General features: G+C 36.8%; 22 protein-coding genes and 3 pseudogenes. 5 read left to right on the forward strand and 20 right to left on the reverse strand.

Translation table 11 applies throughout. From position 1 onward, the window contains the following. A pseudogene (locus BALCAV_RS10380) lies at positions 1-398 on the forward strand (RNA-guided endonuclease InsQ/TnpB family protein); the annotation flags it as partial. Positions 399-888: 490 nt separating this feature from the next. Next, positions 889-1,128, forward strand: a complete 240-nt coding sequence (locus BALCAV_RS10385) for a hypothetical protein (protein WP_003323540.1) — start codon at positions 889-891, stop codon at positions 1,126-1,128. A gap of 194 nt (positions 1,129-1,322) precedes the next feature. On the opposite strand, the gene BALCAV_RS10390 is transcribed toward BALCAV_RS10385, so the two are convergent. From BALCAV_RS10390 to BALCAV_RS10430, 9 genes and pseudogenes are all read right to left on the reverse strand, one after another. Then, on the reverse strand, positions 1,323-2,486 hold the full coding sequence (locus tag BALCAV_RS10390; protein WP_235213104.1) for an alpha/beta hydrolase: 1,164 nt from the start codon (positions 2,484-2,486) through the stop codon (positions 1,323-1,325). A 288-nt stretch (positions 2,487-2,774) separates the two neighbouring features. Continuing rightward, positions 2,775-3,315 (reverse strand): annotated as a pseudogene (msrA, locus tag BALCAV_RS10395) (peptide-methionine (S)-S-oxide reductase MsrA). Between the two features lie 63 nt (positions 3,316-3,378). Continuing rightward, positions 3,379-4,260, reverse strand: a complete 882-nt coding sequence (gene uvsE, locus BALCAV_RS10400; protein WP_003324451.1) for a UV DNA damage repair endonuclease UvsE — start codon at positions 4,258-4,260, stop codon at positions 3,379-3,381. A gap of 81 nt (positions 4,261-4,341) precedes the next feature. Then, positions 4,342-4,653: a HesB/YadR/YfhF family protein gene (locus BALCAV_RS10405; protein ID WP_003324452.1), complete on the reverse strand. Its 312-nt coding sequence runs from the start codon at positions 4,651-4,653 to the stop codon at positions 4,342-4,344. A gap of 356 nt (positions 4,654-5,009) precedes the next feature. After that, the gene (locus BALCAV_RS10410; RefSeq protein ID WP_003324453.1) at positions 5,010-5,216 is read right to left on the reverse strand and encodes a hypothetical protein; all 207 of its coding nucleotides are present in this window, start codon (positions 5,214-5,216) and stop codon (positions 5,010-5,012) included. Between the two features lie 122 nt (positions 5,217-5,338). Further along, a complete protein-coding gene (locus BALCAV_RS10415) occupies positions 5,339-5,677 on the reverse strand; it encodes a hypothetical protein (RefSeq protein WP_040323867.1) in 339 nt (112 codons plus the stop codon). Between the two features lie 80 nt (positions 5,678-5,757). Continuing rightward, positions 5,758-6,674, reverse strand: a pseudogene (locus tag BALCAV_RS10420) (chemotaxis protein). Between the two features lie 199 nt (positions 6,675-6,873). Further along, complete coding sequence (locus tag BALCAV_RS10425) at positions 6,874-7,599, reverse strand: SurA N-terminal domain-containing protein (protein ID WP_003324406.1); 726 nt, start codon at positions 7,597-7,599, stop codon at positions 6,874-6,876. 203 nt (positions 7,600-7,802) lie between these two features. Next, on the reverse strand, positions 7,803-8,738 hold the full coding sequence (locus tag BALCAV_RS10430; RefSeq protein ID WP_040323874.1) for a dipeptidase: 936 nt from the start codon (positions 8,736-8,738) through the stop codon (positions 7,803-7,805). 98 nt (positions 8,739-8,836) lie between these two features. Here BALCAV_RS10430 and BALCAV_RS10435 point away from each other — a divergent pair, with 98 nt between their 5' ends. Continuing rightward, entirely contained in the window at positions 8,837-9,268 is a 432-nt protein-coding gene (locus BALCAV_RS10435; RefSeq protein WP_003324404.1) for an Hsp20/alpha crystallin family protein, read from the forward strand. A 14-nt stretch (positions 9,269-9,282) separates the two neighbouring features. After that, a complete protein-coding gene (locus tag BALCAV_RS10440) occupies positions 9,283-9,762 on the forward strand; it encodes a hypothetical protein (RefSeq protein WP_003324403.1) in 480 nt (159 codons plus the stop codon). 24 nt (positions 9,763-9,786) lie between these two features. Here the strand turns inward: BALCAV_RS10440 and BALCAV_RS10445 are convergent, their stop codons facing one another. The 5 genes from BALCAV_RS10445 to tnpB all read right to left on the reverse strand — a co-directional run bounded on the left by BALCAV_RS10445 (position 9,787) and on the right by tnpB (position 15,692). Then, positions 9,787-10,977, reverse strand: a complete 1,191-nt coding sequence (locus BALCAV_RS10445) for an MFS transporter (RefSeq protein ID WP_003324402.1) — start codon at positions 10,975-10,977, stop codon at positions 9,787-9,789. 75 nt (positions 10,978-11,052) lie between these two features. Further along, the gene (locus BALCAV_RS10450; protein ID WP_003324401.1) at positions 11,053-12,270 is read right to left on the reverse strand and encodes an EAL domain-containing protein; all 1,218 of its coding nucleotides are present in this window, start codon (positions 12,268-12,270) and stop codon (positions 11,053-11,055) included. Positions 12,271-12,380: 110 nt separating this feature from the next. Continuing rightward, positions 12,381-13,229 (reverse strand): alpha/beta fold hydrolase, encoded by an 849-nt coding sequence (locus BALCAV_RS10455; protein ID WP_003324400.1) that lies wholly within the window; start codon positions 13,227-13,229, stop codon positions 12,381-12,383. Between the two features lie 162 nt (positions 13,230-13,391). Beyond that, positions 13,392-14,303 (reverse strand): homoserine O-acetyltransferase MetA, encoded by a 912-nt coding sequence (metA, locus tag BALCAV_RS10460; RefSeq protein WP_003324399.1) that lies wholly within the window; start codon positions 14,301-14,303, stop codon positions 13,392-13,394. A 255-nt stretch (positions 14,304-14,558) separates the two neighbouring features. Beyond that, positions 14,559-15,692, reverse strand: coding sequence for an IS200/IS605 family element RNA-guided endonuclease TnpB (tnpB, locus tag BALCAV_RS10465; RefSeq protein WP_040323869.1), 1,134 nt, complete (start codon positions 15,690-15,692; stop codon positions 14,559-14,561). 206 nt (positions 15,693-15,898) lie between these two features. On the opposite strand from tnpB, the gene BALCAV_RS10470 reads away from it, so the two are divergent. Further along, positions 15,899-16,567: a reverse transcriptase-like protein gene (locus tag BALCAV_RS10470; RefSeq protein ID WP_003324791.1), complete on the forward strand. Its 669-nt coding sequence runs from the start codon at positions 15,899-15,901 to the stop codon at positions 16,565-16,567. 323 nt (positions 16,568-16,890) lie between these two features. Here BALCAV_RS10470 and BALCAV_RS10475 read toward each other — a convergent pair whose 3' ends face one another. From BALCAV_RS10475 to BALCAV_RS10500, 6 genes are all read right to left on the reverse strand, one after another. Then, the gene (locus tag BALCAV_RS10475; RefSeq protein ID WP_004427363.1) at positions 16,891-17,751 is read right to left on the reverse strand and encodes a PHP domain-containing protein; all 861 of its coding nucleotides are present in this window, start codon (positions 17,749-17,751) and stop codon (positions 16,891-16,893) included. A 33-nt stretch (positions 17,752-17,784) separates the two neighbouring features. Next, on the reverse strand, positions 17,785-18,270 hold the full coding sequence (locus BALCAV_RS10480; protein ID WP_004427361.1) for a DUF4352 domain-containing protein: 486 nt from the start codon (positions 18,268-18,270) through the stop codon (positions 17,785-17,787). Positions 18,271-18,368: 98 nt separating this feature from the next. Continuing rightward, positions 18,369-19,199, reverse strand: a complete 831-nt coding sequence (gene nadE, locus BALCAV_RS10485) for an ammonia-dependent NAD(+) synthetase (RefSeq protein ID WP_004427360.1) — start codon at positions 19,197-19,199, stop codon at positions 18,369-18,371. A gap of 25 nt (positions 19,200-19,224) precedes the next feature. Continuing rightward, positions 19,225-19,536 (reverse strand): hypothetical protein, encoded by a 312-nt coding sequence (locus tag BALCAV_RS10490; protein WP_004427358.1) that lies wholly within the window; start codon positions 19,534-19,536, stop codon positions 19,225-19,227. A gap of 234 nt (positions 19,537-19,770) precedes the next feature. Continuing rightward, positions 19,771-20,190, reverse strand: a complete 420-nt coding sequence (locus tag BALCAV_RS10495) for an acyl-CoA thioesterase (RefSeq protein WP_004427356.1) — start codon at positions 20,188-20,190, stop codon at positions 19,771-19,773. Between the two features lie 2 nt (positions 20,191-20,192). Further along, positions 20,193-22,559, reverse strand: a complete 2,367-nt coding sequence (locus BALCAV_RS10500; RefSeq protein WP_004427355.1) for an AAA family ATPase — start codon at positions 22,557-22,559, stop codon at positions 20,193-20,195. Positions 22,560-22,719 lie beyond the last annotated feature (160 nt).

Here is a 22,719-nt window from a genome sequence, read left to right on the forward strand (position 1 = left end):
AGTGTAGCTAAAATGCAAGAGAAAGTCGCAAATCAACGCAAAAACTTTCTTCACCATCAATCAAAAAAATTAGTAACTAACTATGATGCGGTTGTGATAGAAGATTTAGATATGAAGGGATGTCAAAGGCTCTAAAGTTTGGTAAAAGTGTCACTGATAATGGATGGGGAATGTTCACTTCTTTCTTACAGTACAAACTAAAAGAACAAGGGAAACAGCTTGTGAAAATTGATAAATGGTTCCCATCGACAAAAACTTGTTCGAGATGTGGCTCAGTAAAAGAAATCAAATTATCAGAACGTACGTATCAATGTACTTGTGGACTAAACCTTGATAGAGACTACAATTCAGCACTCAATATCAAAAAAGAAGGCATGCGCTTTTTAGAAAGTGCCTAATGATACAATAAACTCTTGGAACAAGAGGGTTAGCTTGGTCCATTTCGTCAGCTACCAAAAGTGGTGATTACCCAAGAAGCCCCCACTTCAAGCAACCCGTAAGGGGTGGTAAGTGGTGGGAGTAGTTCACTTCATTTAAAGACATTGTATAACGAACAAAAAAGCTATCTTTTGGAGGGTGCTTCCCCTCTGAAGATAGCTTTTTGATTTGAATGTTTTTTAATCACAAGCTTGGTTCTATTTTAACTTATTATGGTACATGAAATTATATTTTGGGTTTGAACTCTTCTCTTTTGATGCTGTTATTTGTACTTCTTTTAAGCTTCGAAACAGCTTATCACATTTCCTCTAGCCAGTACGTACTTTTTATAAAAGCTGCACTCCCAAAAACATCTCCACAGAATTTCTTGACCAAAATCGGATAATCGCCTCCTGACAAGAGTGATTATAGTTAAAAAAGGGCAAGCTAGACAAAAAGGAGGTGTTCGATTTGAGTTCACCATATACTTGTCCTAGCTGCAAAACGAATCGAAGTCGTTTTCATATTATTGAACAAGTTCCCAAAGCGGTAAAACTAGATCCTAATAATGGCGATGTCGTCGAAACTTATGAAACTAATCAATTAGAGCCATTCCATCTCCCTTACCAGGGTCCAACTATCAAAGTACAATGTGGTGCTTGTGGTTTAATCGAAAATGAAGAGCGGTTCGTTAAACAGGCCAAAATGTAAAAACTCGTCTCAAATGGGTTAATCCGTTTGAGACGAGTTCTCTGTTCTTTCATTTAAGTGGTCTGCCTTTGCTCCCACTGGTGTCTACATATCTTTCCTCCAGTGAGGGTATAGATGGTTCACATTATCGGTTAAACCCTTTCGTTTCGTCCCCTTCTTCTATACTTAAGAAGGATTAGGTGAGTCCCCAAGGTTTATTCAAATCTTTGCATAATTTGCTTGCCGATCAGGAACGTTCCAATCGCGTAAGCTTCTATTTCTTCTCGCCACTTTTTATCTTGGTCAATCTCGCTAACGACCGTTACTTCAAAAGGTTTTAATTCGTGATGAAATTCACCTTGTAAAGCAGTATTTAGAAAGTTTGAAGTTTGAGCTAAACCATGATTGCCATGATATAAAACTTGATAAAAAGAGACAAAACCGTGCATGACCCCATTATAACGAATTGCTTCAACCGAATTCCCATTTTCCGATAGAGCTTGGGCATATGCTTCTCCCTCGTCCCTTAATGGATCAAATTCTGCCGTGATGACGAGAGCTGGTGGCAAATTTGTTAAATCTTCCGCATCTAAAGGCGATGTATATGGGGATGTCCAAGTTGTCTGATCAGGTGTGTATAATTCACGTGCTTTTAACATCACATTCCGAGATAATAAATAATAACCACTATCATATTGTTCACGTGAATGAAACTCAACATCTGAAAATGTCGTCAGCGGATACAATAAAGCTTGTGCTGTTATTTCTGGTCCAGAACGATCACGAGCCATTAAAGAAACAACCGTCGCTAAATTCCCCCCCGCACTATCGCCTACAACAGCGATTTTATTTGGGTCTCCATTAAATAAATCGGCATTCTCCTTTGCCCAAACCAATGCTTCATAACTATCCTCAATCGCCGTTGGAAATGGGTGTTTTGGTGCGACTCGATACCCTACCGCAATAACTACACTATTTGTACGTGCTGCTAAAGAGCGCACGATATTATCATGTGTATCAATGTTCCCGTAACCTTCTATAAACGCTCCACCATGATAATAAAGGATAATTGGGTGTGGACCTTCTTTTAGTGGTTGATAAACCCTAAGGTGAATACTGTCCCCATCACTTGTTGGCATCTCTAGAAGATCACTCGTAAATGTGGCTGTTCCTTTACCTGCAAAAATACGAGGCACCTTCATATCAGATGCAACTAAATTATGATTAATCGCATGTAGAAGTACACCGGTTTTAATCGGGACTCTTCCTGCTTCTGTATAGGACATGACATTAACAACGATGACAATAGTGGCGACAAATCCAATGACCATTAAGCCTAAAGCTAAAAACATTCGTTTAATCCTTCTACCTAGTTTCATATTTGCCACCCTTTCCTGATGTCATCTATAGTTTGTTACTTTTTTAGAATTATATTATTATACTAATATTGTATCATATTTTTTTAGGATTTCACATAATTATATAGTCATATTTTTCAGAAATCGACATATTTTTTTTAAATAAGTCCCTTTCCTCTTTTGCCTAAAACAAAAAGACCCAACCAATTTAATCGGCTCGGCCTTCCCAATTATAAACATTTATTTAATCACACAAGTCTTAGACCCTAGCAATTCTTACGAAATAACTTTACCTTATCTTAAAAATGACTATCCCCTATTTTTTTCCCAATGCGACTCAATAAAATGATCACGCCCTGATTTTTGACGATCCGCTTTATAATGATTAGGTTCTTTTTTATAAAAATCTTGGTGTTCTTCCTCGGCAAGATAGAATTCTGATGCAGGTAAAATTTGCGTAACAATCGGTTTTTTGAAAATATTTTTTTGCTCCAGTTGTTTTTTGGATTTTTTCCGCTTCCTCTTTTTGCAACGAGGTATGATAAAAAACCGCTGTGCGATATTGTGACCCTCGATCATGGAATTGACCATCTGGGTCTGTTGGGTCGATTTGAGGCCAATAAAGTTGCAAAAGACGTTCATATGGAAAGATTTCGCGATCATATGTAATTTGAACAACCTCATAATGACCAGTTTCACCCGTTTTGACCTCTTGATAGGTCGGATTCTGACTGTGCCCGCCCATATAACCTGATTCCACTTTAATAATGCCTGGTAATTCATCAAATGGCTGTACCATACACCAAAAACAGCCCCCAGCAAATGTCGCTTTTTCGATTGCATTTGACATAAACATTCCACCTAAATTCATTTATATAAAAAATAGTATAGCATGGTCACTCAAAAAAGACGATCAAGTTGCCCGCAAGTCTGTTCTTAATCGTAACAATGCTTGATCCTTTGCTTTTGCCTCCAACATGACGTCTACCTTTTGTCCAGCCGTTATTTGTTCTAATAGCAAATAGTCATTAATCGAAATGAGCGAAGCATGAGAGCGATCAGTAACAGATTGCCTTCCTGTACTTAAATGAACTTTTGGTACAGCTTGTATACCATCCCATGTTTGAACAACCTTATTAAATAATAGAGGAAGCTCTCTTTCCTCCGTTTCAAAACAACGTTCATGATGAAGATCAAAACAAATCGGAACGCCACATTTTTTATAAATGTCCAATACATCATGAGTAGAATAGTTCTTATCATCATTTTCTAGCCTTAAATACGACTTAACTTTTTGCGGTAATTGTTCGTAATAAGAAATAAAACGTTGCTTAGAAGCTTCCTTATCTCCATAAACCCCACCTGTATGGATGATCATATCGCTTCCACCGACCAATTGTAATAATTCGGCATGATAATTTAAATCCTTCACTGCATTATGTAAAACTTCTTCACGTGGTGAGTTTATAAGTGTATATTGACCAGGATGAACCGTTAACCTTAGCTGATAATCCTTTTGTAATTGGCTGATTTCCTTAAAGGCCTTTAGCATTTCTTCATCCTTTATCCAATTCCAAGTCATTTTTTCATGTGTAGCAAAAGGAATCAACTCACTTGTCATCCGAAAAAAGAAAATACGATTTTCGATATTCCAAAGGAGAATTTCCTTCAATTGATTCACATTATGTAACGCTAGTTCTTTTATATAACCCATCCCCTTTGTTTCTAACGTTTGCAAACGGCATGTTCGAAAAGAACTAGGCAGAGTTAAATTAAGACAAGCATAACCTAACATCACAAATCAGCCCCTTATATTCCTTCTCTTCACCTTCAGTGTATCCAAAAAGGGTTAAATCAACAAAAAAAAGCAATGAATTCATTGCTTTTCTTGGGTTGATTTCTCATATTCATATTCAATTTCTTCAAATTTACGACTGTATTTAACACGAAGATCATGGTTATCAAAATACCAAAGATCTGCATCTTCAACATAAAAGATGAGACCGTCAACTTCTTCTTTTGCTCCAATTGTTGAAGGTTTATCTAAACTAACTCCAAGTGAAAAACCTGATTGCACAGCACCACATCCACCATATCTTGCAAAAAAGCGGACATATTCTCCGTTACCCTCTAAATTAAATTCTTTTTTAAACCATTGAATTGCTGGTTTTGATACATGTATATCCACTATCAACACTCCTATCCCTAAATGCAAACTACGAACTCTATAAATGAATTCCCTCTTTCTTATCATATCAATCACCTTTTCCGATGTCCATTTTTAAGTTCGATACAAAAAAGTTGACTTAAGGAAACTTTTAGATACTAATTGAATACAATACAAAAAGGAGGTACAACAATGTCAAATAAGAAAATCATTGCCTATTCTTATATTTTAAAAAAACTTGGCCTTTTATCTCAATCTGAAGTAGAAAACTTAAATGATTTATATAAATCAAAACCATCAAAAAGAAAATAATAATCTAGGATAAGCTTGTCTAGTTCTATTAAAAAATAAAGTCGAATCATAATGAGATTCGACTGTTATTTTGTCCCTCTGCCTTTCGTTAAATGACAAGGAACCCCTTTCCCGATCGCCCCGGGTTTGCTCATCTTTTCCATATATTCTAAACCACGACTGCATTGCTGTTTACAAGCAATACACGTCTCTGATGTAACCTTTTTCATCGTAAATTGATATTTCTCTTGCGCGGTTATTTTCGGTTGAACTTTCTTTTTCGCCTTAGCCACAACATACCCTTCTTTCCTCGGTGATGTTCCATTGTATGCCGAGTATTGTAAGAAGTGTTGACTAATGTTATTTAATTTTAAAAACTTTACTAAGTAGCTCTCGATTATTCGTACCCTAATTTCTATGATCCTCCATTTTCATTACCTATTACACTTTTTTCGCTCTCTAATTTCTGCGCTCCTCGATTCTCATTACCTATCACGCTTTTTTCGCTCCCTAATTTCTGCGATTCTCGATTTTTATTACTTATTATGCTTTTTTCGCTCTCTAATTTCTGCGTTCCTCGATTCTCATTACCTATCACGCTTTTTTCGCTCCCTAATTTCTGCGATTCTCGATTTTCATTACCTATTATGCTTTTTTCGCTCCCTATTTTCTGTGCTCCTCGATTTTTATTACCTATCACACTTTTTTCGTACCTTAATCCTAGCTTCCCTCGATTTCCATTACGAATTAACAATTAATCTAAAAAAATCCCCTCAACAAAAAAGGACCTCTCAAAAGGCCAAATGCCTTTTTGAGATAGTCCTAGAGAGAAGATTAATTTGTTTGTTTAATAAATAAATCATCTAATGTCTGAATTAGCTTTGTAATTTGTGGTTTTGAAATTTGAGCATTTGCTCCAACCACTTCGCCTTTATGATATAAATCTTCAGAAATAAGTGAAGAAAAGATAACAACTGGAGTATTCCCCCACAATGAATGTTCCTTAATTTTTTCGTTAAGTGATGTCCATCCATTTGAGGCATTTCAATATCAGTAATGATTAAATCAATAGGATCGGTTTGCAGTTCTTGTTGTTGCTCTAAGTAATCCCATAAAAGCTGACCATTTTCAAAAAAGCGTAATTGCCCGTAGCCAGCTGTCGTTAAAGTGTCCTCTAATAATTTTCTCAAAGTTGCCGAATCCTCAGCAATGATAATTTGTTTATTAGAACGCTCTCTTTCACCTAATGCCTTCACTTCTTCAAGGTTTAAGCCTGCCTTTGGATTAATATCGACAATTATTTTTTCAAAATCAAGCAGTAATGCTAAGTGTTCCTCCATCTTAACAATACCGCTTGTATGATTTTCAAAACCTGTTGATAATTCACTTGGTTTTTCAATTTGTTGCCATGAAATGCGGTGAATGCGTGAGACAGTATGTACATGAAACGCAACTTTTATTTGATTTAATTCTGCAATGATTAGCTTGTCATTTTCAGGTTTATTAGAAGCTGGAAGAGCTAATACCTTTGCCAAGTCCACGACAGGAATCACTTCTTGACGTAAACGAATAACCCCTTCCACATGCTGATGACTATTTGGTGTTGCTGTAATCGGAAGTGGATTAATGATTTCCCTTACCTTTAAAACATTAATTCCAAACGTACTTGATGCCACTTCAAACATGACTATTTCTAATTCATTTGTACCACTTTCTAATAAAATATCTTGACTCAATATATTCCCCTCCATCTATATTACGGCTGCCTACAAAAAAGGAAATGTATTCATAAGCTAGCTGAAGTCCATAAGTCCTATTTCTTATTATCTATTGTTAGTTTATAGGATAAAAGATTGATTTAGCAAGAGGTTCTTAATAAAAGGGCAAAAAGACTTAGATAATCAAAAAAAACTGCCTAATAAAGAGAAGCTTTATTAGGCAGTTCATATTCTATAAGTGAATCTCAATTTCGCTTTTTTCCTTTAAAGTATCTAGATAATTTTGAATGGCTTCGGTCTCTCTAGAATTCAGAATTTCAGCTTCTAGATTATCTCGAACTTCCGCAAATTCTCCGATTTCTTCGCCACTCTCAATTTTTGAATCATATAATTGTTGCAACTCTTCTTCTGTTGCGTCTTCGATGTTAATTTGTTCTGCTACAAATTGTTCGGTTTTTAAATCAGTCTCAAGATCGGCACGTAATTCATCCATCGTAAAACCGTATTCCTCTAAAGTTTTTTCAAGCTCTTCTTCAGAACCGTGTTGTAAAATAACGGACTCCATTCTTTGGTCAACTTCTTCTTCGCTAACCTCAAAGTTTTCTGCTGCAATTTCTTGTTCGATGAGCTTATCGTTCACAAAAAGCTCTACAACAATTCCTTCAAGATTACGTAATTCTTCTTGACCTTCTTCCGTCTCTATATCAACTCCCATAAACGCCACAATCATACCAGCTTGATTTTCAAGGAATGGTACATATTCTTCTCTTAGAATATCTTCACCGTTTACGGTTGCGATGATTTCTGGATAATCTTCTATATCCAATTCTACTTGTGGCATTTGCCCCTGTTCTTCCCCAGTAGAATCATTAGCTTCCTCCTCATTGCCACTATTACAAGCAACAAGTAAAAGTAAAGTTAGAAGTGAAAATAATCCGATCTTCCATTTTTTAAACATTCAATAAAGACCCCTTTCAATAGTAACGCTGTCCCTATTGTATCATAAATCAACGATCGTCATTCAATCGTTTACTAGGAAGGAAAACAAATCGTGATTATTTATTCTATTGTAAAAAAAGATTTCATAATGTATAAAGGTAAAATCTAGCTTCAAGCTTCTAAACTGCCAAAATAACGTGAATTCTAAAAAATAGTGTAAATCTAATTAGCTAATTTCCTGGCTAAAAAAGCTTTAAAGTTTTTTGCGGCTAACCCATTTAAAAAATCATCAGAAAAATAATTGGAAAGCTCTGAAAATAAAGAAGGGTATTGTCCAGAGTGTTCTACTCCATCAATAACGGAGTCAATTCCATCAAAGTCGGAACCAATGCCAATATGACCTCCTGCCCCTAACAGGCAAAAATGTTCAATATGTCGAACTAAATCTGAAACCGTTGCCTTTTTTGTCCCATTTAAAAATACTGGATAAAGTACAAGGCCGATATAGCCTCCTTTTTGAACAATTGCTTTAATTTGACTATCCGTTAAATTTCTCGGGTGCTGACAAATGCTTTTGGCATTGGAATGGCTAGCAATTGGAAACGTTGAAAGTTCAAGCACATCCCAAAAACCAGCTTCACTTAAATGCGACACATCCGTTAAAACAGAGTATTGATTATTTCTAGTAACGATCGCCTTCCCTAATTCGGTCAAACCAGCCCCCCGCGGTTCCCCGACACCGTCACCACATAAATTCGCTCCATTCCAAGTTATTCCGATTGAAAGAACACCCAGCTGATATAAAAGTGAGAGCTTCGTTTGGTCATTTCCAATTGCATCGAGCCCTTCAAGAGCTAAAACCGCCCCAATTTCACCTTCTCGTAATTGTTCTACTTGATGCCAATTTTTAATATGTTTCATGTTTGGATTAGGTTTTAAGACTCTTTCATAAAAAGCTTCAACCTGCTCTAACACATTTTGAAACTTTTGATTTTGTTCAATTTCCGGTTCAACAAAAATGGCAAAAAATTGGACCTTCACTTCGCCTTTTTTTAAATTCAGATAGTTTGCTTGAATGTTTTTATCATCATAAAAAGTCCTTTTTTTATCCTTAATGAGCTTTAACAAAACGTCACAATGAGAATCAATTAAATTTATACTCAATGGCCCACACTCCTTATCCGCGAATTAATCACTTTATCTCGCTTTCTAACATATGAATAACAAAAAGAAAATATTAAATGGAGGTTAAAACAATGACTGATCAAAAACAACCTAAAAAAGCAAGACATGGGTTCCAACATATGATGCAGTCAATTGATGAATTCTTTTCACGTTCACTAGATTCCTTCCCAAATCAACCTTTATTTGTCTCTCCGATTCCAATTCGAGTAGCCGAGCTAACGGACGGATTTTATATAACAGCTCAATTAGCAGGCGTTAGTAAAAAACAAATCGAATTAAATGTATATCATCAGGCTGTGCAAATTATTATTCATGATAACGAAGAAACGGAGATTATAGACAAAACAAACAAGGAACAATTGATTCGTTCAAAACATGAAAGGCTTGAGCGAACGATTCGCGTCCCTTTTCTTATTGATTATAACAAGGTTGAGGCAAGTTTTCATAATGGATTATTAGAAGTTAAACTACAGGAAAAACAGAAAACGATCAATTTGGAATAAAGGAGAAAACATGTATGTATTATATGAATCCAAATCAGCATATAAGGCATCCTTATCCACAGCAAGCCACCCCATTTCCACATCCTAGTCAACCTAATCAAATGATGCCTCATTATCAGCATAGACCCCAAACAGCTCCCTATCCTTATCCGCCGAACCAACCATTCCCTCTGGATAGAAATCCACAAGGAATAGGTCCGCTACCAATGATAGGTGGTCAAAGTAATCCGAACTTACAAACACCTAATCCATACGGTCAGCCAAAACCAAAGCAGCCTAAAGGGTTCAAACTCGGATTACCGAAAAGAAATCAACAACAAAAAGAAGGAAATTTACAAGTTAAATCCCCTTCTTTTCTAAGGCAGGCTTTTACGAGTCATGACGGAAAATTTGATTTAGGTCAAACGATCCAAACGGTTGAACAAGTCACAAAAGCAGTGAGTGAAATGTCCCCGATCGTCCAACAAGTAAGCTCCTTGTTTAACAAAAAATAAATGCAGAGTTAGCTGCTCTTATTGTTAGGACATTTGCTTAAGAGCAGCTGCTTTCTTTTTATCAACAGAATAATAGACCGTAAAGAGAACCATCCCAATAAAAGCACTAATTCCCATTACAAAGTACATGGCAGAAACACCAATTAAATCGATAATGGCTCCTCCAATTAACGATCCAATAATCCCTGATAAAGCAAAAAAAGTTGTAATAAATAATACATGCCCTGTTGCCTGAAGGTGATCAGGAAACATTTTACTTACATACTGAATGGACGTAATATAAACAATCCCAAATGAAAAACCATGCAAAACTTGTAACGGCATAACAAACCATGGATTTGTAAAGAAACTCATTAAGAGCCAACGAATCACAAAAATAAATGCAGCAACAATGATTAATTTCAGCGGTTCAATGTCTTTAAACCATTTCATACTTAAAGCAAATACAAATGCCTCGGCGACAACACCGATAAACCAAGCCCAGCCGATCATCGACTCTGGGCCCCCAAGTTCGACGATATAAATGCCTAAATAGCTATCATTAGCCCGGTGTGGAATTGAGATAAATAAAATACATGCTAAAAACAAACCAAGCCGTACATTTAAACCACTTTGAATCGCATGAACGATTGTTACCGCTTTAGTTGAACCAGGAACATCTGAAACGAAACAAGCGCATATAAAAGCAAGAGAAGCCATAAAGACAAGTGGTAATACAAAATGTTCCACTCCAATAGCGGTTAATAAATAACCCGTTACAAGAGAGGTAAAGGCAAAACCAATCGAACCCCACATTCGGATTTGACCAAAATTTAAGCTGCGATAATTAGCCGTTTTTTGAGCTAAGCTATCCCCTAACGCTGTAACAGGTGCTAAAAAGATAAAAAGAATAAACATAACAAACAAATATTGAGTAAATCCGCTCGCAACATAATACATCGTTGCCGTGACAATTAAGCCAATTAAAGCAATCATTAATATTTTATGTATCGTTTTATACTTATCACTTAAAAAACCCCAAACCGGTTGAGCTAACAGCATTGCGAACGGACCAATAGCCATTAACATACCAACCTCGCTGCCCGATAGCCCTTCTTCACGATAAAAAACGGATAAGTAACTAATAATGACCGTATTTGCTGAATAAGCAAAAAATAAATAAGCGATTAATCGAGAAACCGCCTTTTGATTCCGATCTTTTTCTTGTAAAACCACTCAAAAGTCCCCTTCCAATCCAACAAATAAATAGAACGGACCTCAAACTCTTCATGAGTTGAGGCTCTCGTTTTTTTACAATAAACCATCTTGTTCAAACAAATAATCATACGGAATATCTAAAAATAAATATAATGAGTCTGAAATTGGATATGAGTACGTACGTATCCGCTCATCTCGATCAATATCTGTATATAAATCAGATAATAACCCTTTTTTCTCAATGTTCATCCGAACGATGTTTTCTAAAAAATAAGGGCGCCAGCTCCAGTTTTTGTTACGCCCCTCTAGATGGAGCTCCCATTTTCCCAGCTCATTTTTTTCGGCATTAGCAGTTTGTTGAAAACCATCCTGATTACAAATATACACCCGGAAGACAAAATCATGACAATCAGCGGCCACTTTTAAAATAAACTGATCCAAATGCTCCATGTCTTGAATTTCCTTGACCGAATGTTTCATTTTTTGACTTATTAAATTTAATAATTGAATTTGAGCTTCCACTTTTCGACGTTCAAAAGTAATAAAATGCTGGAATTCCTTTTGTATTTTCTCTTTGCAATAATCTAAAGAAATAAATTGACGAGTGGCTTGGATTAGGTAATCCCCTTGGTAATAACGGCCACCGTTACGCCAAGCATAATTTAATTGATTAAAACCAGTAATCCCTTCAAATAATAAAGTTGCCCCTATTTTTCGTGAGAGCATCGAAATCGAATGGTGAACTTCTCGATACAAATGTGGCAAAGAATCTTCTTCTAAAAAAGCGACATTCACTTTGACAATATTAGGTTTTAACAAAGCCAAGTTATCTAAATTAGACGACTTAAAACCAATATTATTAACAGCGATTTGAATACCCGTACTTTGAATATACGCTAATAAGTGCTTAAACTCATCAGCTTGATTGGATATGAGCTGCTCATCTAACTGAAGGACAATGTGTTTTTTTAAATCTTCGTCACCTTGAACCGACTCAATTCGCTTGATTAAGGTTTCACCATTGTCTTGTAAAAGTAAATTTGCATCGTAATTAAAAAATAAGTATACTTTTTGCCCGACTTGTTGAAAATGTTCAATCGCGGTTTCTTGCACATAGTCCTCTAACTCTAGTCGGTATTCATCTGGGATTGTACGATCTCGGAAAAACCAGCCTAAGCTTTTATTTCCCTCTTCCGTTAGAATATGAGCTAACACTTCATAGCCGATCACTAATTGTTTATCTGCACTAATAATTGGTTGATAGTATGGAATGATTTTATCTTTATTCATCATGACATCTAACGGGTCCATCACTTTTCCTCCCTCAAAAACCATTACATCCCATTATAGCATATTGAAGGAGTTAAGATTCTCATGACAACTAAAATAAACCAATTCTAAATATAACAGTGAATTGGTTTTTAGAGGACTACTTTATGTTGTTTTAAAAATTGAAAAATGTGCTTAATGACTTGCTTTGGCCTTTCTTCAGGTGTTAAGTGCCCCGTTTTCTTCAGACAATAAAACGTATTATTTGGAATATCACGTGCTAATTGTCGCCCTATTTTTAACGGAATAATACGGTCCTCATCCCCCCATAAAATTAAACACGGCTGTGTAATTTGCTGCAGCTGTTCTTTCGCTAAATCCCCTTCCCTGTCACGAATCAAATAAAGCATGGAACGGAAAAATTGTTTTTCTTGTAATGGACGACTATATTCTAAGACAACATCATGATTAACGATATGCTGATTATAAACAACTTGCCGAATCGCCATTTCATAATCCTTTTTTTCAATCCACCATTTAACAAAGCGATCAGCAAATGGAAGATAACTCGCATAATAGTAAGAACGTTTTACCTTTTTTAAATAACCTGAGCTATTTAATAAGACGATGGCTTTCACTAATTTTTTATCTTTTAAGGCTGTATAAAGAGAAACTTGTCCCCCCATTGAATGTCCTATTAAAATCGCTTCACGTATCTTTAACAACTTCGTTAGTGCTAACACTAAATTAGCATAATTATCAAAGGAATATCGAAACCCTTTGCTTTTTCCACTCCTACCAAAACCAGGTAGATCGATTAATAAACAATCAAATTTCTTCACTAAATATGGCAACATTTTCCGATAACAATAAGAGGATGAAATAAAACCATGAATCAAAACTAAGACCGGTCGCGTTTTATGTGATTCAGAATAATAATACTCATAATACACGTCTGCTTCTAACAAAAAAACCGTCTTTTTTTCCGTCACCAATGGCATTGTCATCACCCCTTTTCCAAAATGAAGATTATTATCTAGTTTTACCTGGTTTCAACCAAATATGATGCACTCCATCAAAATTTCTTATCTAGACAAAAAAACAGCGATGAGTTTCGCTGTTTTTAAACGATGGCCAAACACATGTCGGGCCTCGATAAAAAATTAGATTGTAAAATCATATGGTGTCTCTTGATAAACATAATAGTTTAACCAATTGGAGAATAATAAGTTTGAGTGTGCTCTCCATTTTAATTTCGGGAGGGCGAGCTGATTATCATCTGGAAAATAGTTGCGTGGCAATTGGATATTCAGACCTCTTGCCTTATCGCGCTCAAACTCTTGCTGTAACGTATCGGTATCATACTCAGAATGACCAGTGACAAATATTTGTTTGCCATTTTTTGAAGCACATAAATATAACCCTGCTTCTTCAGAGATACTTAAAATTTGTAAGTCCGGGTGATTTTGTATATCTAATAAATTGACATCGGTATGTCTAGAATGAGGGGCTAGAAATTCATCATCAAAGCCTCTTAACAACTTCACCGTTGGCTCTAATACTTGATGGTTAAATACACCAAATACTTTTTTAGGAACCATCACTTTTTCAATCCCATAATGGTGATATAAGCCAGCCTGAGCCCCCCAACAAATATGTAAAGTTGATGTCACATTATCTACACTCCAGTCCATGATCATTTGCAATTCAGGCCAATAATCAACCTCTTCGAATTGCAGTTTTTCGATCGGTGCACCTGTAATAATCATGCCATCAAACTTTTGCATCTTCACCTCATCGATCGTTTTATAAAAAGCTTGTAGATGTTCAGATGATGTGTTTTTAGACTGATGGGTGTCAGGATGAATAAAAGAAATATCGACTTGAAGCGGTGTGTTCCCAAGTAGCCTTAAAAGCTGGGTTTCCGTTTGTTCTTTTAAAGGCATTAAGTTTAATATCAGAATTTTTAATGGCCGTATATCTTGCATGTACGCACGGCTCTCACCCATAACGAATATATTTTCTTGATTCAAAACTTCTTTTGCTGGTAAATGATCTGGAATTTTAATTGGCATACCGTCATACTCCTTTTACTCTCTAGTTTTTCTCTTTATTGTACATTCGAGCAGGAAAGTCCCTAGCTGTTGACACTCTCTTTAATATGTAGCATAACACAAATCGAAATACTTTGAACTACTCGCCACTTAGCTAACGCTTAAAGTGGGAGATTCTTGGGAACAGAGCGTACTTGCCAGCGGATTTCTTTGCCAACAGAGGTTTCTCTTATGGACCAAGCTATCCCCGTCGATTCCTACGGTTCTATATGTTATTTAAGCCAAGTCGAGGGTTCTTACCCCTTCGGCTAGAATATTTTGGCTGGCATTGATATCTCGATCGTGATGTTTATGGCAAATAGGACACGTCCAATCCCTTATTTCAAGAGATTTCTTGCCCTCTTGATGTCCACATTCGGAACAGATTTGACTAGACGGAAACCACCTGCTTATTTTCACGATGGTTTTCCCGTACCATTTTGCTTTGTATTCTAATTTTGATACAAAGGCAGACCAGGATACATCCGAGATGGATTTGGCTAATTTATGATTACGCAACATTCCTTTGGTGTTCAAATCTTCGATACAGATCACATCGTGGTTTTTGATGATGTCTGTACTTAGTTTGTGAAGGAAATCGTCACGTTGATTCCTGACTCTTTCGTGCAATCTAGCCACTTTACGTTTTTGCTTCTGATAGTTTTGGGCATCAAATAGATGAATCCCCTTATTTTTGGCCTGTAACGCACGTCTTGAAAGTTTTCGCTGTTCACGTTTTAATTTCTTTTCCATTTTGGCTGTGAACGTATGATTGTCCATCTTGTGACCATCCGAAAAAACCGCAAAGTCCGTGATGCCTAAATCTATACCGATAGATGATTCCGTTTTCTTCAAGGGCTGTACATCTGTTTCGACTAGAATGGATACAAAGAACTTTCCGCTTGGATTTCGTCTGACTGTAGCGTTCAGAATACGCCCTTCAACCTCACGACTTTTGGCCAAGCGAACAAGACCCAGTTTCGGCAATTTGATTTTGTTGTCTACTATGGCCATGTTGCTATTTGTTTCTTTCGTGGTGTAGGATTGTACTTGATTCTTTTTAGATTTGAAGCGTGGCGCTTTATTTTGTTTCTTGAAGAATCGAGTATAGGAATCAGCAAGGTTTTTCAGGGAGGATTGAAGGGCAATGCTATCCACTTCTTTTAGCCATACGAATTCCTTTTTTAGTTGGGTTAATTCAGCCGAACAAGAAGAATACGTTAACCCTTTGCCTGTTTCTTTGTAGGTATCGTTCCATTGCCCTAAAAAGCGATTAAATACAAAACGAGAACAGCCGATGGTTTTGGCAATCAGGGTTTCTTGTTCTTTGCTTGGATAGATACAGAACTTATAGGCTTTCTTGACTAGCACGGCTCTCCCCCCTTAAAAAAACGAACTTTTGTTCTTATTTTATCATAGAAAGGAGCGTTTTGGCTACCACCAACCGACATTCATCTCCCACCTATCGTTGGGCTTTGCCCTTCTCACGATGGAGGAAGGAGTCTTCTGTCGGAAAACGATAAAGAACTAACTTGTCAACATTTAGATCGATTCATATTCACAAAGGAGGAACAAGAATGAAGGTCCACGCCATTTGGTCTTATAAAATCGCTAAATCCAATCAAATATTCGAAATGACAAGTGCTGAAATGACATTACAGGAGGCTCTCATTTTAGCGGCCGACCTCGAAAAAACAGGCAGAGTCAAAACATTAGAATGGTACGATCAAGCTGGAACTTATTGGACAACTAAACAATTAGTCAAATTAAATAAAGAAACAGAAACAGAGCCGCAAAACATTGTCGCCTACTTTGATGGTGGCTATGATGTAAACAGTAAAAGTAGCGGACTCGGTGTTGTCATTTATTATGAACAAAACAAGAAGAAATGGCGGCTTAAAGCCAATCAACAAAACGAATTATTAGTAGACAATAATGAAGCCGAATATGCCGCCCTTTATTTTTTATTGGAACGTTTAGAACAGCTCGGTGTTCATTTTCAATCTGTACAAATTAACTCAGACTCCCTTGTTGTCATTAACCAGCTAACAGATGAATGGCCATGTTATGAAGAACATTATCTTCCTTGGTATGAACGGATTAAAAAGAAGGAAGCGGCATTAGGGTTAACGATTCATTTTACCCAAATCAAACGGGAGCAAAATAAAGAAGCCGATCAATTAGCCACTCAAGCCTTACAAGATATTTCTATTGAAAGCCACATTGAAAATCCACGACGGGATTAATAGAGGAATTTAAGTCAAAACCCAACTAATAAAACGTTCTCGATTAGGAAGCGAAAAATGGTCATTATTAATATCAATCATCAATTGCGTATGAAGATAATAATTCAATAGTGATTGTCTGTCTTTAATTAAGTATTTTAGTGGGGGACTTTGATTCCTTTGATGGCTTTTATTTGATGAATTTGGACTTCATTGGTGGCCTTTGATTCCCTTTGCGGCTTTTATTCAATCGCTTTTGGCTTCATTGCCTCTCTTTGATTCCCTTTGACACCCCGCAACCACCCCTTTTCGACTTCATCCACCAAAAAAGAGAAAAAGCGAGTTTATCGCTTCTTCTCTAACCATTTGATTAATTGAATAGCATAGGCATTATCAATCCGCGTTTGGCCTAAAGGTTCAATCGTCCGTCCATAATCTTCATGGTGAAAGTCTGAACCACCTGTAATTACTAAAGATTTGTTTAACGCTTGTTCGATGTCTTTTTGGATGACACGGTATTTTTGTTGTTCCTTTTCTAAATGATCACGATGATAGATTTCAATTCCGTCTAATGAATCATTTTTGACCCAATCAATAATCGACTCATCTAATCCATAGTGACCAGGATGAGCGACAATGGCGACTCCACCCGTTCGGTGAATCCAATCAATTGCTTCTTTTACCGTCATTTCCTTTTCTTTACCTACATAAGCAGGCTTCCCTTCTGCTAAATAAAGGTCAAAAGCTTCGGCAACATCAGAAACAAATCCTCGTTTTACTAATGCTTTGGCAATATGGGGACGACCAATACTCCCACCGTCAACAAATTGCAAGACATCTTTTTTCTCTAAATCAATGTCACAAGCTTTTAGTTTCGTCAAAATCACTTCAAGCCGTTTCTCCCTTTGCATTTGTTGCTGAGTCAGCATCGATAAAAAATCAACATCATCAACATCAATGCCATAACCGAGTATATGAACTCCTTTTCCTTTAAACTTAGTCGAAAGCTCAATCCCCGGAATAAAGGTCATCCCTAGTTCTATTGCTGTTTCTTGCGCTTCTTTAATTCCGCTCACCGTGTCATGGTCAGTTAAAGAAACATACTGTAAACCAACATCCTTACATTTTCTCATGAGTTCAGCTGGAGTATAGCCCCCATCTGATGCGGTTGAATGCATATGTAAATCTGTCTGTTGATTGCTCATCTGAATTATTTATCCCCTCTTAATCCTTTATGATCAGTCTAACTCGAGCGGCCATATGAGTTGTCCAGTTCTCGTATGCTCTGTATAAACAAGCTCATATTCTGAAGATACAGGGACTTCAAAGGCCATTTCTCCTCGGTTTTTTCGTTCAGGATGAAGTTGTCCACCTAAAATTCCTTTTAACTCTGAATTAGAGGAGTGACTATATGCATAACCTTCTCCATCAACCAACGTAAAATTTAATAAACTAATGTTTCGAACGTCATCCCCTTGATTTTTTATCGTAATATCTACGACAACAAGTTGACTATCCTCATTCTCCATAACTGATTCACTGCGAACATCATTAACCGATATTTCTAATGAATGAATTTCCTGTGTACCAAACTTTACTTCCTCTTTCGGTTGTTCATTGTTTGGTGAAATCGTTTCAGTTGATGGTGCTTCTCTGTTCAAATAAATCACAACAAGTGCAAGTAAAACACATAAACTCCCTAAAAGTACAATTTTCCCCTTCATATCTGGTCCTCTCCTTGAAACATACTACTCATTGTTTATCTTGTTGATATCAATTATAGATATGATGGATACACAAACTTCATGCTATTCTTTTTCTTTTATTTCCACCAGCTATCGGCAATCGTCACTGGCTGCTGTCTTTTATGTTCCGTCTTGAAATACCTTGATTCAATTCTTTCAGCTATTTCAACTTCAACTTCTTTCCCTTCAAGATAATCATCTAATTGGTCATATGTCATGCCAAGAGCAACCTCATCCGGAATGCCTGGTTTATCATCTTCCAAATCAGCGGTTGGTGCTTTTGTATAAAGATGATCAGGTGCTCCTAACTCTTTTAACAAGGCTTTTCCTTGTCTTTTTGTTAAACCAAATAATGGAGCAATATCACAAGCACCATCGCCAAACTTCGTAAAGAAACCAGTAATCGCCTCTGCCGCATGATCAGTCCCAATAACTAAACAACCGTAATGAGCCCCTACATCATATTGAGATTTCATTCGCTCCCTTGCTTTTGTATTTCCTTGATTGAAAAAAGAAAGTGATTCGCCTGTAGCTTCTTGAACCGAACGTACAGCTGCGTCTACGGCTGGTTTAATGTTAACCGTAATTGATTTCGTTGGCTGGATAAACTTTAAAGCATCTTGAGCATCTTCTTCATCTAATTGGGCCCCATAAGGTAAGCGCATCGCAATAAACTGATAATCCTTTTCCTTTTGTTCATTTCGAAGCTCCTCGATAGCCATTTGAGCTAACTTCCCACAAAGAGTGGAGTCTTGACCACCTGAAATTCCTAACACATAGCCATTCGCACCGCTTTTTACAAGATAATCTTTTAAAAATTCGACTCTTCTTCTGATTTCATCCTCTACATTAATTTCTGGTTGAGCCTTTAATGCCGCGATGATCAGTTCTTGATTTGTTGTTGTCATGGCTTTTCCTCCTATTCAAACTCTTTTAAGTTGGGGTCTCTTCAAAAAATCTTTCCAATTGAGACCACTGATTTTCTTTTTTTAATACTTCAATTTGCTTCTCTCCTAAAAGGTCAAAATGAGGATAATCATTTCTAGTATCAATCCAACTCGTTTGGAGGTGATACTTTTTCCCCCATTCGATTAGCTTCCCAAGGTCGGTACAGCCCACTTTCGTCACAGTAGTAAATTGTGGAAAGCGCTTGTCATACCAATAATGTGTAATAAAGGCAATCTCGCCGTTATTCACTCGCTCTTTCCAAGCTAATAATTCATACCTTGTAATCCCAAATGCCAACTAAATCCACCTACTTCAAGTCATTTCAGCTAAATAATAGATGTGGATAGAGCTATTTGTTTCAACTCTATTCTGCTGTTCTCTCCTCATTATTTTAGCATATAACCATATTTTACGTTGACATTAATGCTCCGTAAAGTAACACGGTATACCACAACCATACCCTTTCTAAAACATTTTTAACAGAAAACAAGGATGAACGATTTCCCTTTATGTTCCCCTATTATTTTTCGATTACTTCTTTTTAATTTTCTCATAAGCTTCGTGCCAATGAGGTAATGTTTTCCTAATGGAGATCGGGCGGAAGTTGTCTTTTTTCACACAAACATGGACTGAATTCCCTGTCACACAGAGCTGACCTGCTTTGTTTTTCACTTCATATCCATACTTTACACGTATCCCATCATATTCCTCCACCCACGTATGTATCGATACTTCTTCCCCATATGTTGTCGGTTGCTTATACGAAACTTGTAAATCAATGACAGGTGATAAAATGCCATCTCTCTCCATTTCCGCATAACTAAACCCTAGCTCTTTAATAAATTCAGTTCGCCCGACTTCAAACCAAACGACATAATTCGAATGATGGACCACCCCCATTTGATCGGTTTCTGCGTAACGTACGGCAATTTTTGTAGAAACAATTTTCATCATCATTCCTCCTCTTTATCTTGTACTAATTGTTGTAAGTCGCTCCTAGTTAATGTCATTAAATCAGCCATTTCAAAGGATTCTTCATTTACAATTCGTTCTGCTTGTAACTGGATAAGCTGCTCGACTGCATTAACGACAAATCTACCGTTGCCTTGATGACCTGCATCCGGAATAATTTTTTGTAAAAACAACTCCGCTTCTTTTGTTAACTGATAGCCTAACTGTTCCACCTTTTGGACCATCATTTTTTGTAGTTCAGCTTGGCTATAAGAAGGAAAGACGATATTTTTAGGAAATCTCGAACGGATTCCTGGGTTGCTATTAATTAAAGCTTCCATCTCGTTTTCATAACCGGCTAATATAACAACTAGATTTTCTTGGTGAGTACTCATTTCCTGTAACAATGTGGCGACTGCCTCTTTGCCAAAATCACCGCGTCCATCAGAAAATAAGGAATACGCTTCATCAATAAACAGAACGCCACCTAAGGCATCACGGATTTTTTCCTTCGTTTTTGCGGCTGTTTGACCGATATAACCAGCAACTAACTCAGAGCGACTAGCGATAACTAAGTGACCTCTTTTTAACACCCCAAGTTCTTTTAAAACTTGAGCATAAATTTGGGCAACCGTCGTTTTCCCTGTACCAGAAGCACCAGAAAAAATCGTATTCAGTTGAATCGCATTCGTTGGCAAATTTTCTTTTCTTCTCAGCTGTTGAACTTTAATAAAGGAAGTCAGCTTGTCCAATTCCCTTTTCACTTGCTCTAAACCAATTAATGACTTCAATTCTAATTGAGCATTTTTTTCTTTGGCCTTTTCTTCTTCCGGAAGAAAGTTCTTTTCTTCTAATAAGACATAGTCAGCAGTCACAGCTTCTTCACCAGTACTTTTGGCTCCTTTTTCAAAGATCGCATCTAAAATAATATTTTTAACCGTTCTTGCGTTGCCAAAAGACTCATCCACCTGTGCTCGTTCTATTCGTTCCAACAAGGCTTTTTTAGCTGGATCTGATAAAAGAAAATCATTATCAGATGCGACCTTTTCGCCAATTTGTAAAAGCTCTTCACTTGAATAATCCTCGACATGGAAGTGATTTTGCTCAGGAAATCGACTTCTCAACCCTGGATTAGAGCGCAAAAATACATTCATTTCATCAGGATAACCGGCTAAAACAACGGCAAACGTTCCAGCTTTTTTTTCATTTGTCATAGCTGAGACAAGAGTATCAATCATCGTTTGGCCATAATCATTACTTGAGGTACCTGAACGTTTTAAACTATACGCCTCATCAATAAAGAGTACACCACCACTTGCTTTCTCTATCGCTTGTAAAGTTTGCTCCTCGGTTTGACCAACATAAGCTCCTACCAATTGAGAACGGTCCACTTCATGTACTTCGGAATGTTCAAGCAACCCTAGTTCATAATAGATTTTGGCCATTAACCGTGCAAGTGTCGTTTTTCCTGTACCAGGGTTTCCTGTAAAAATCATATGTAAACTAAGTTCATCTTTTGTGACAAATCCCGATTCAGTTCTTCTTTTTTGATATTGTAAATATTGATATAGCTTCTCAATTCTTGCTTTTATCGGGTCAAGACCGATCATTTTATCGAGCTGGCTTAAGGCAGAAACTTCATGATCGGTAGATGTAAGTTGCTCCATTTGCTTTTTCCATTGCTCGGCCACCTTTTGAATATTCTCTGTCGCCTCTTTAATTTGCCTCAATTGTTCGGCTGAGTAATAAATACCCGAAATTGATTTCGCATATTCCTTCGTTGCTTTTAAAATCAATAAAAAAGGCTCTTCCATTTGTTTATATAAAGAGCGTAATTGTAAGATCAATGAATAACGAGGAACGTCTTCTAAATCAATTGAACTTTGCTCTAAACCTTGGCACGCTTTTTCCATTCTTTCAAGGTTTTCAAAATACACTTCAGCAAACTGGTAATACTGCTCAGCTCTTTCCTTTTTAGCCGAGTGATGATCGGTTTCTCTTATCGTCGGAAAAACAGTTGGAATGTCAATCTCAACAAAAGACTGTAAGACAAATTCCACTTGCCATTTTTTTGCCTCGGAATTGGTCGGATCAAACGATAATGCTTGTTCAAGCCATTTATACATCAACCCGTCATATCGGGCGATTCGCTCATATCTTTTTTCAATTAATAATGTATAAAGATGAGATTTTAATTTCTCCTTTTTGGATTGTCCATTTTCTAATGTTTTGTCCTCTTCGGCTTCCATTCGCTCTAATTGCTTTAATAAGGATAAAGCCTTCGCTTCAGAAAAGGGCTGAGAGGATTCTTTTATTTCTTTTAACCATTCATCTATTTCTTCTAACGACCATTTGTGTTCAATCAACATGCTCACCACTTTCTATTTTACAGACCAATTTTATCAAACTTTAAAAACAAACGCACTTTTAAAAAGCTCAACTGTTGGTATGAAAATGTTAGGCTCTGCTCAGCAGATTATATCAAGTGTTTTACAACCTGTAAGACCGTAAGAAGAAGGCAATCATGAA

Source organism: Alkalihalobacillus alcalophilus ATCC 27647 = CGMCC 1.3604, from assembly GCF_000292245.2.
Classification (GTDB): Bacteria; Bacillota; Bacilli; order Bacillales; family Bacillaceae_D; genus Alkalihalobacillus; species Alkalihalobacillus alcalophilus.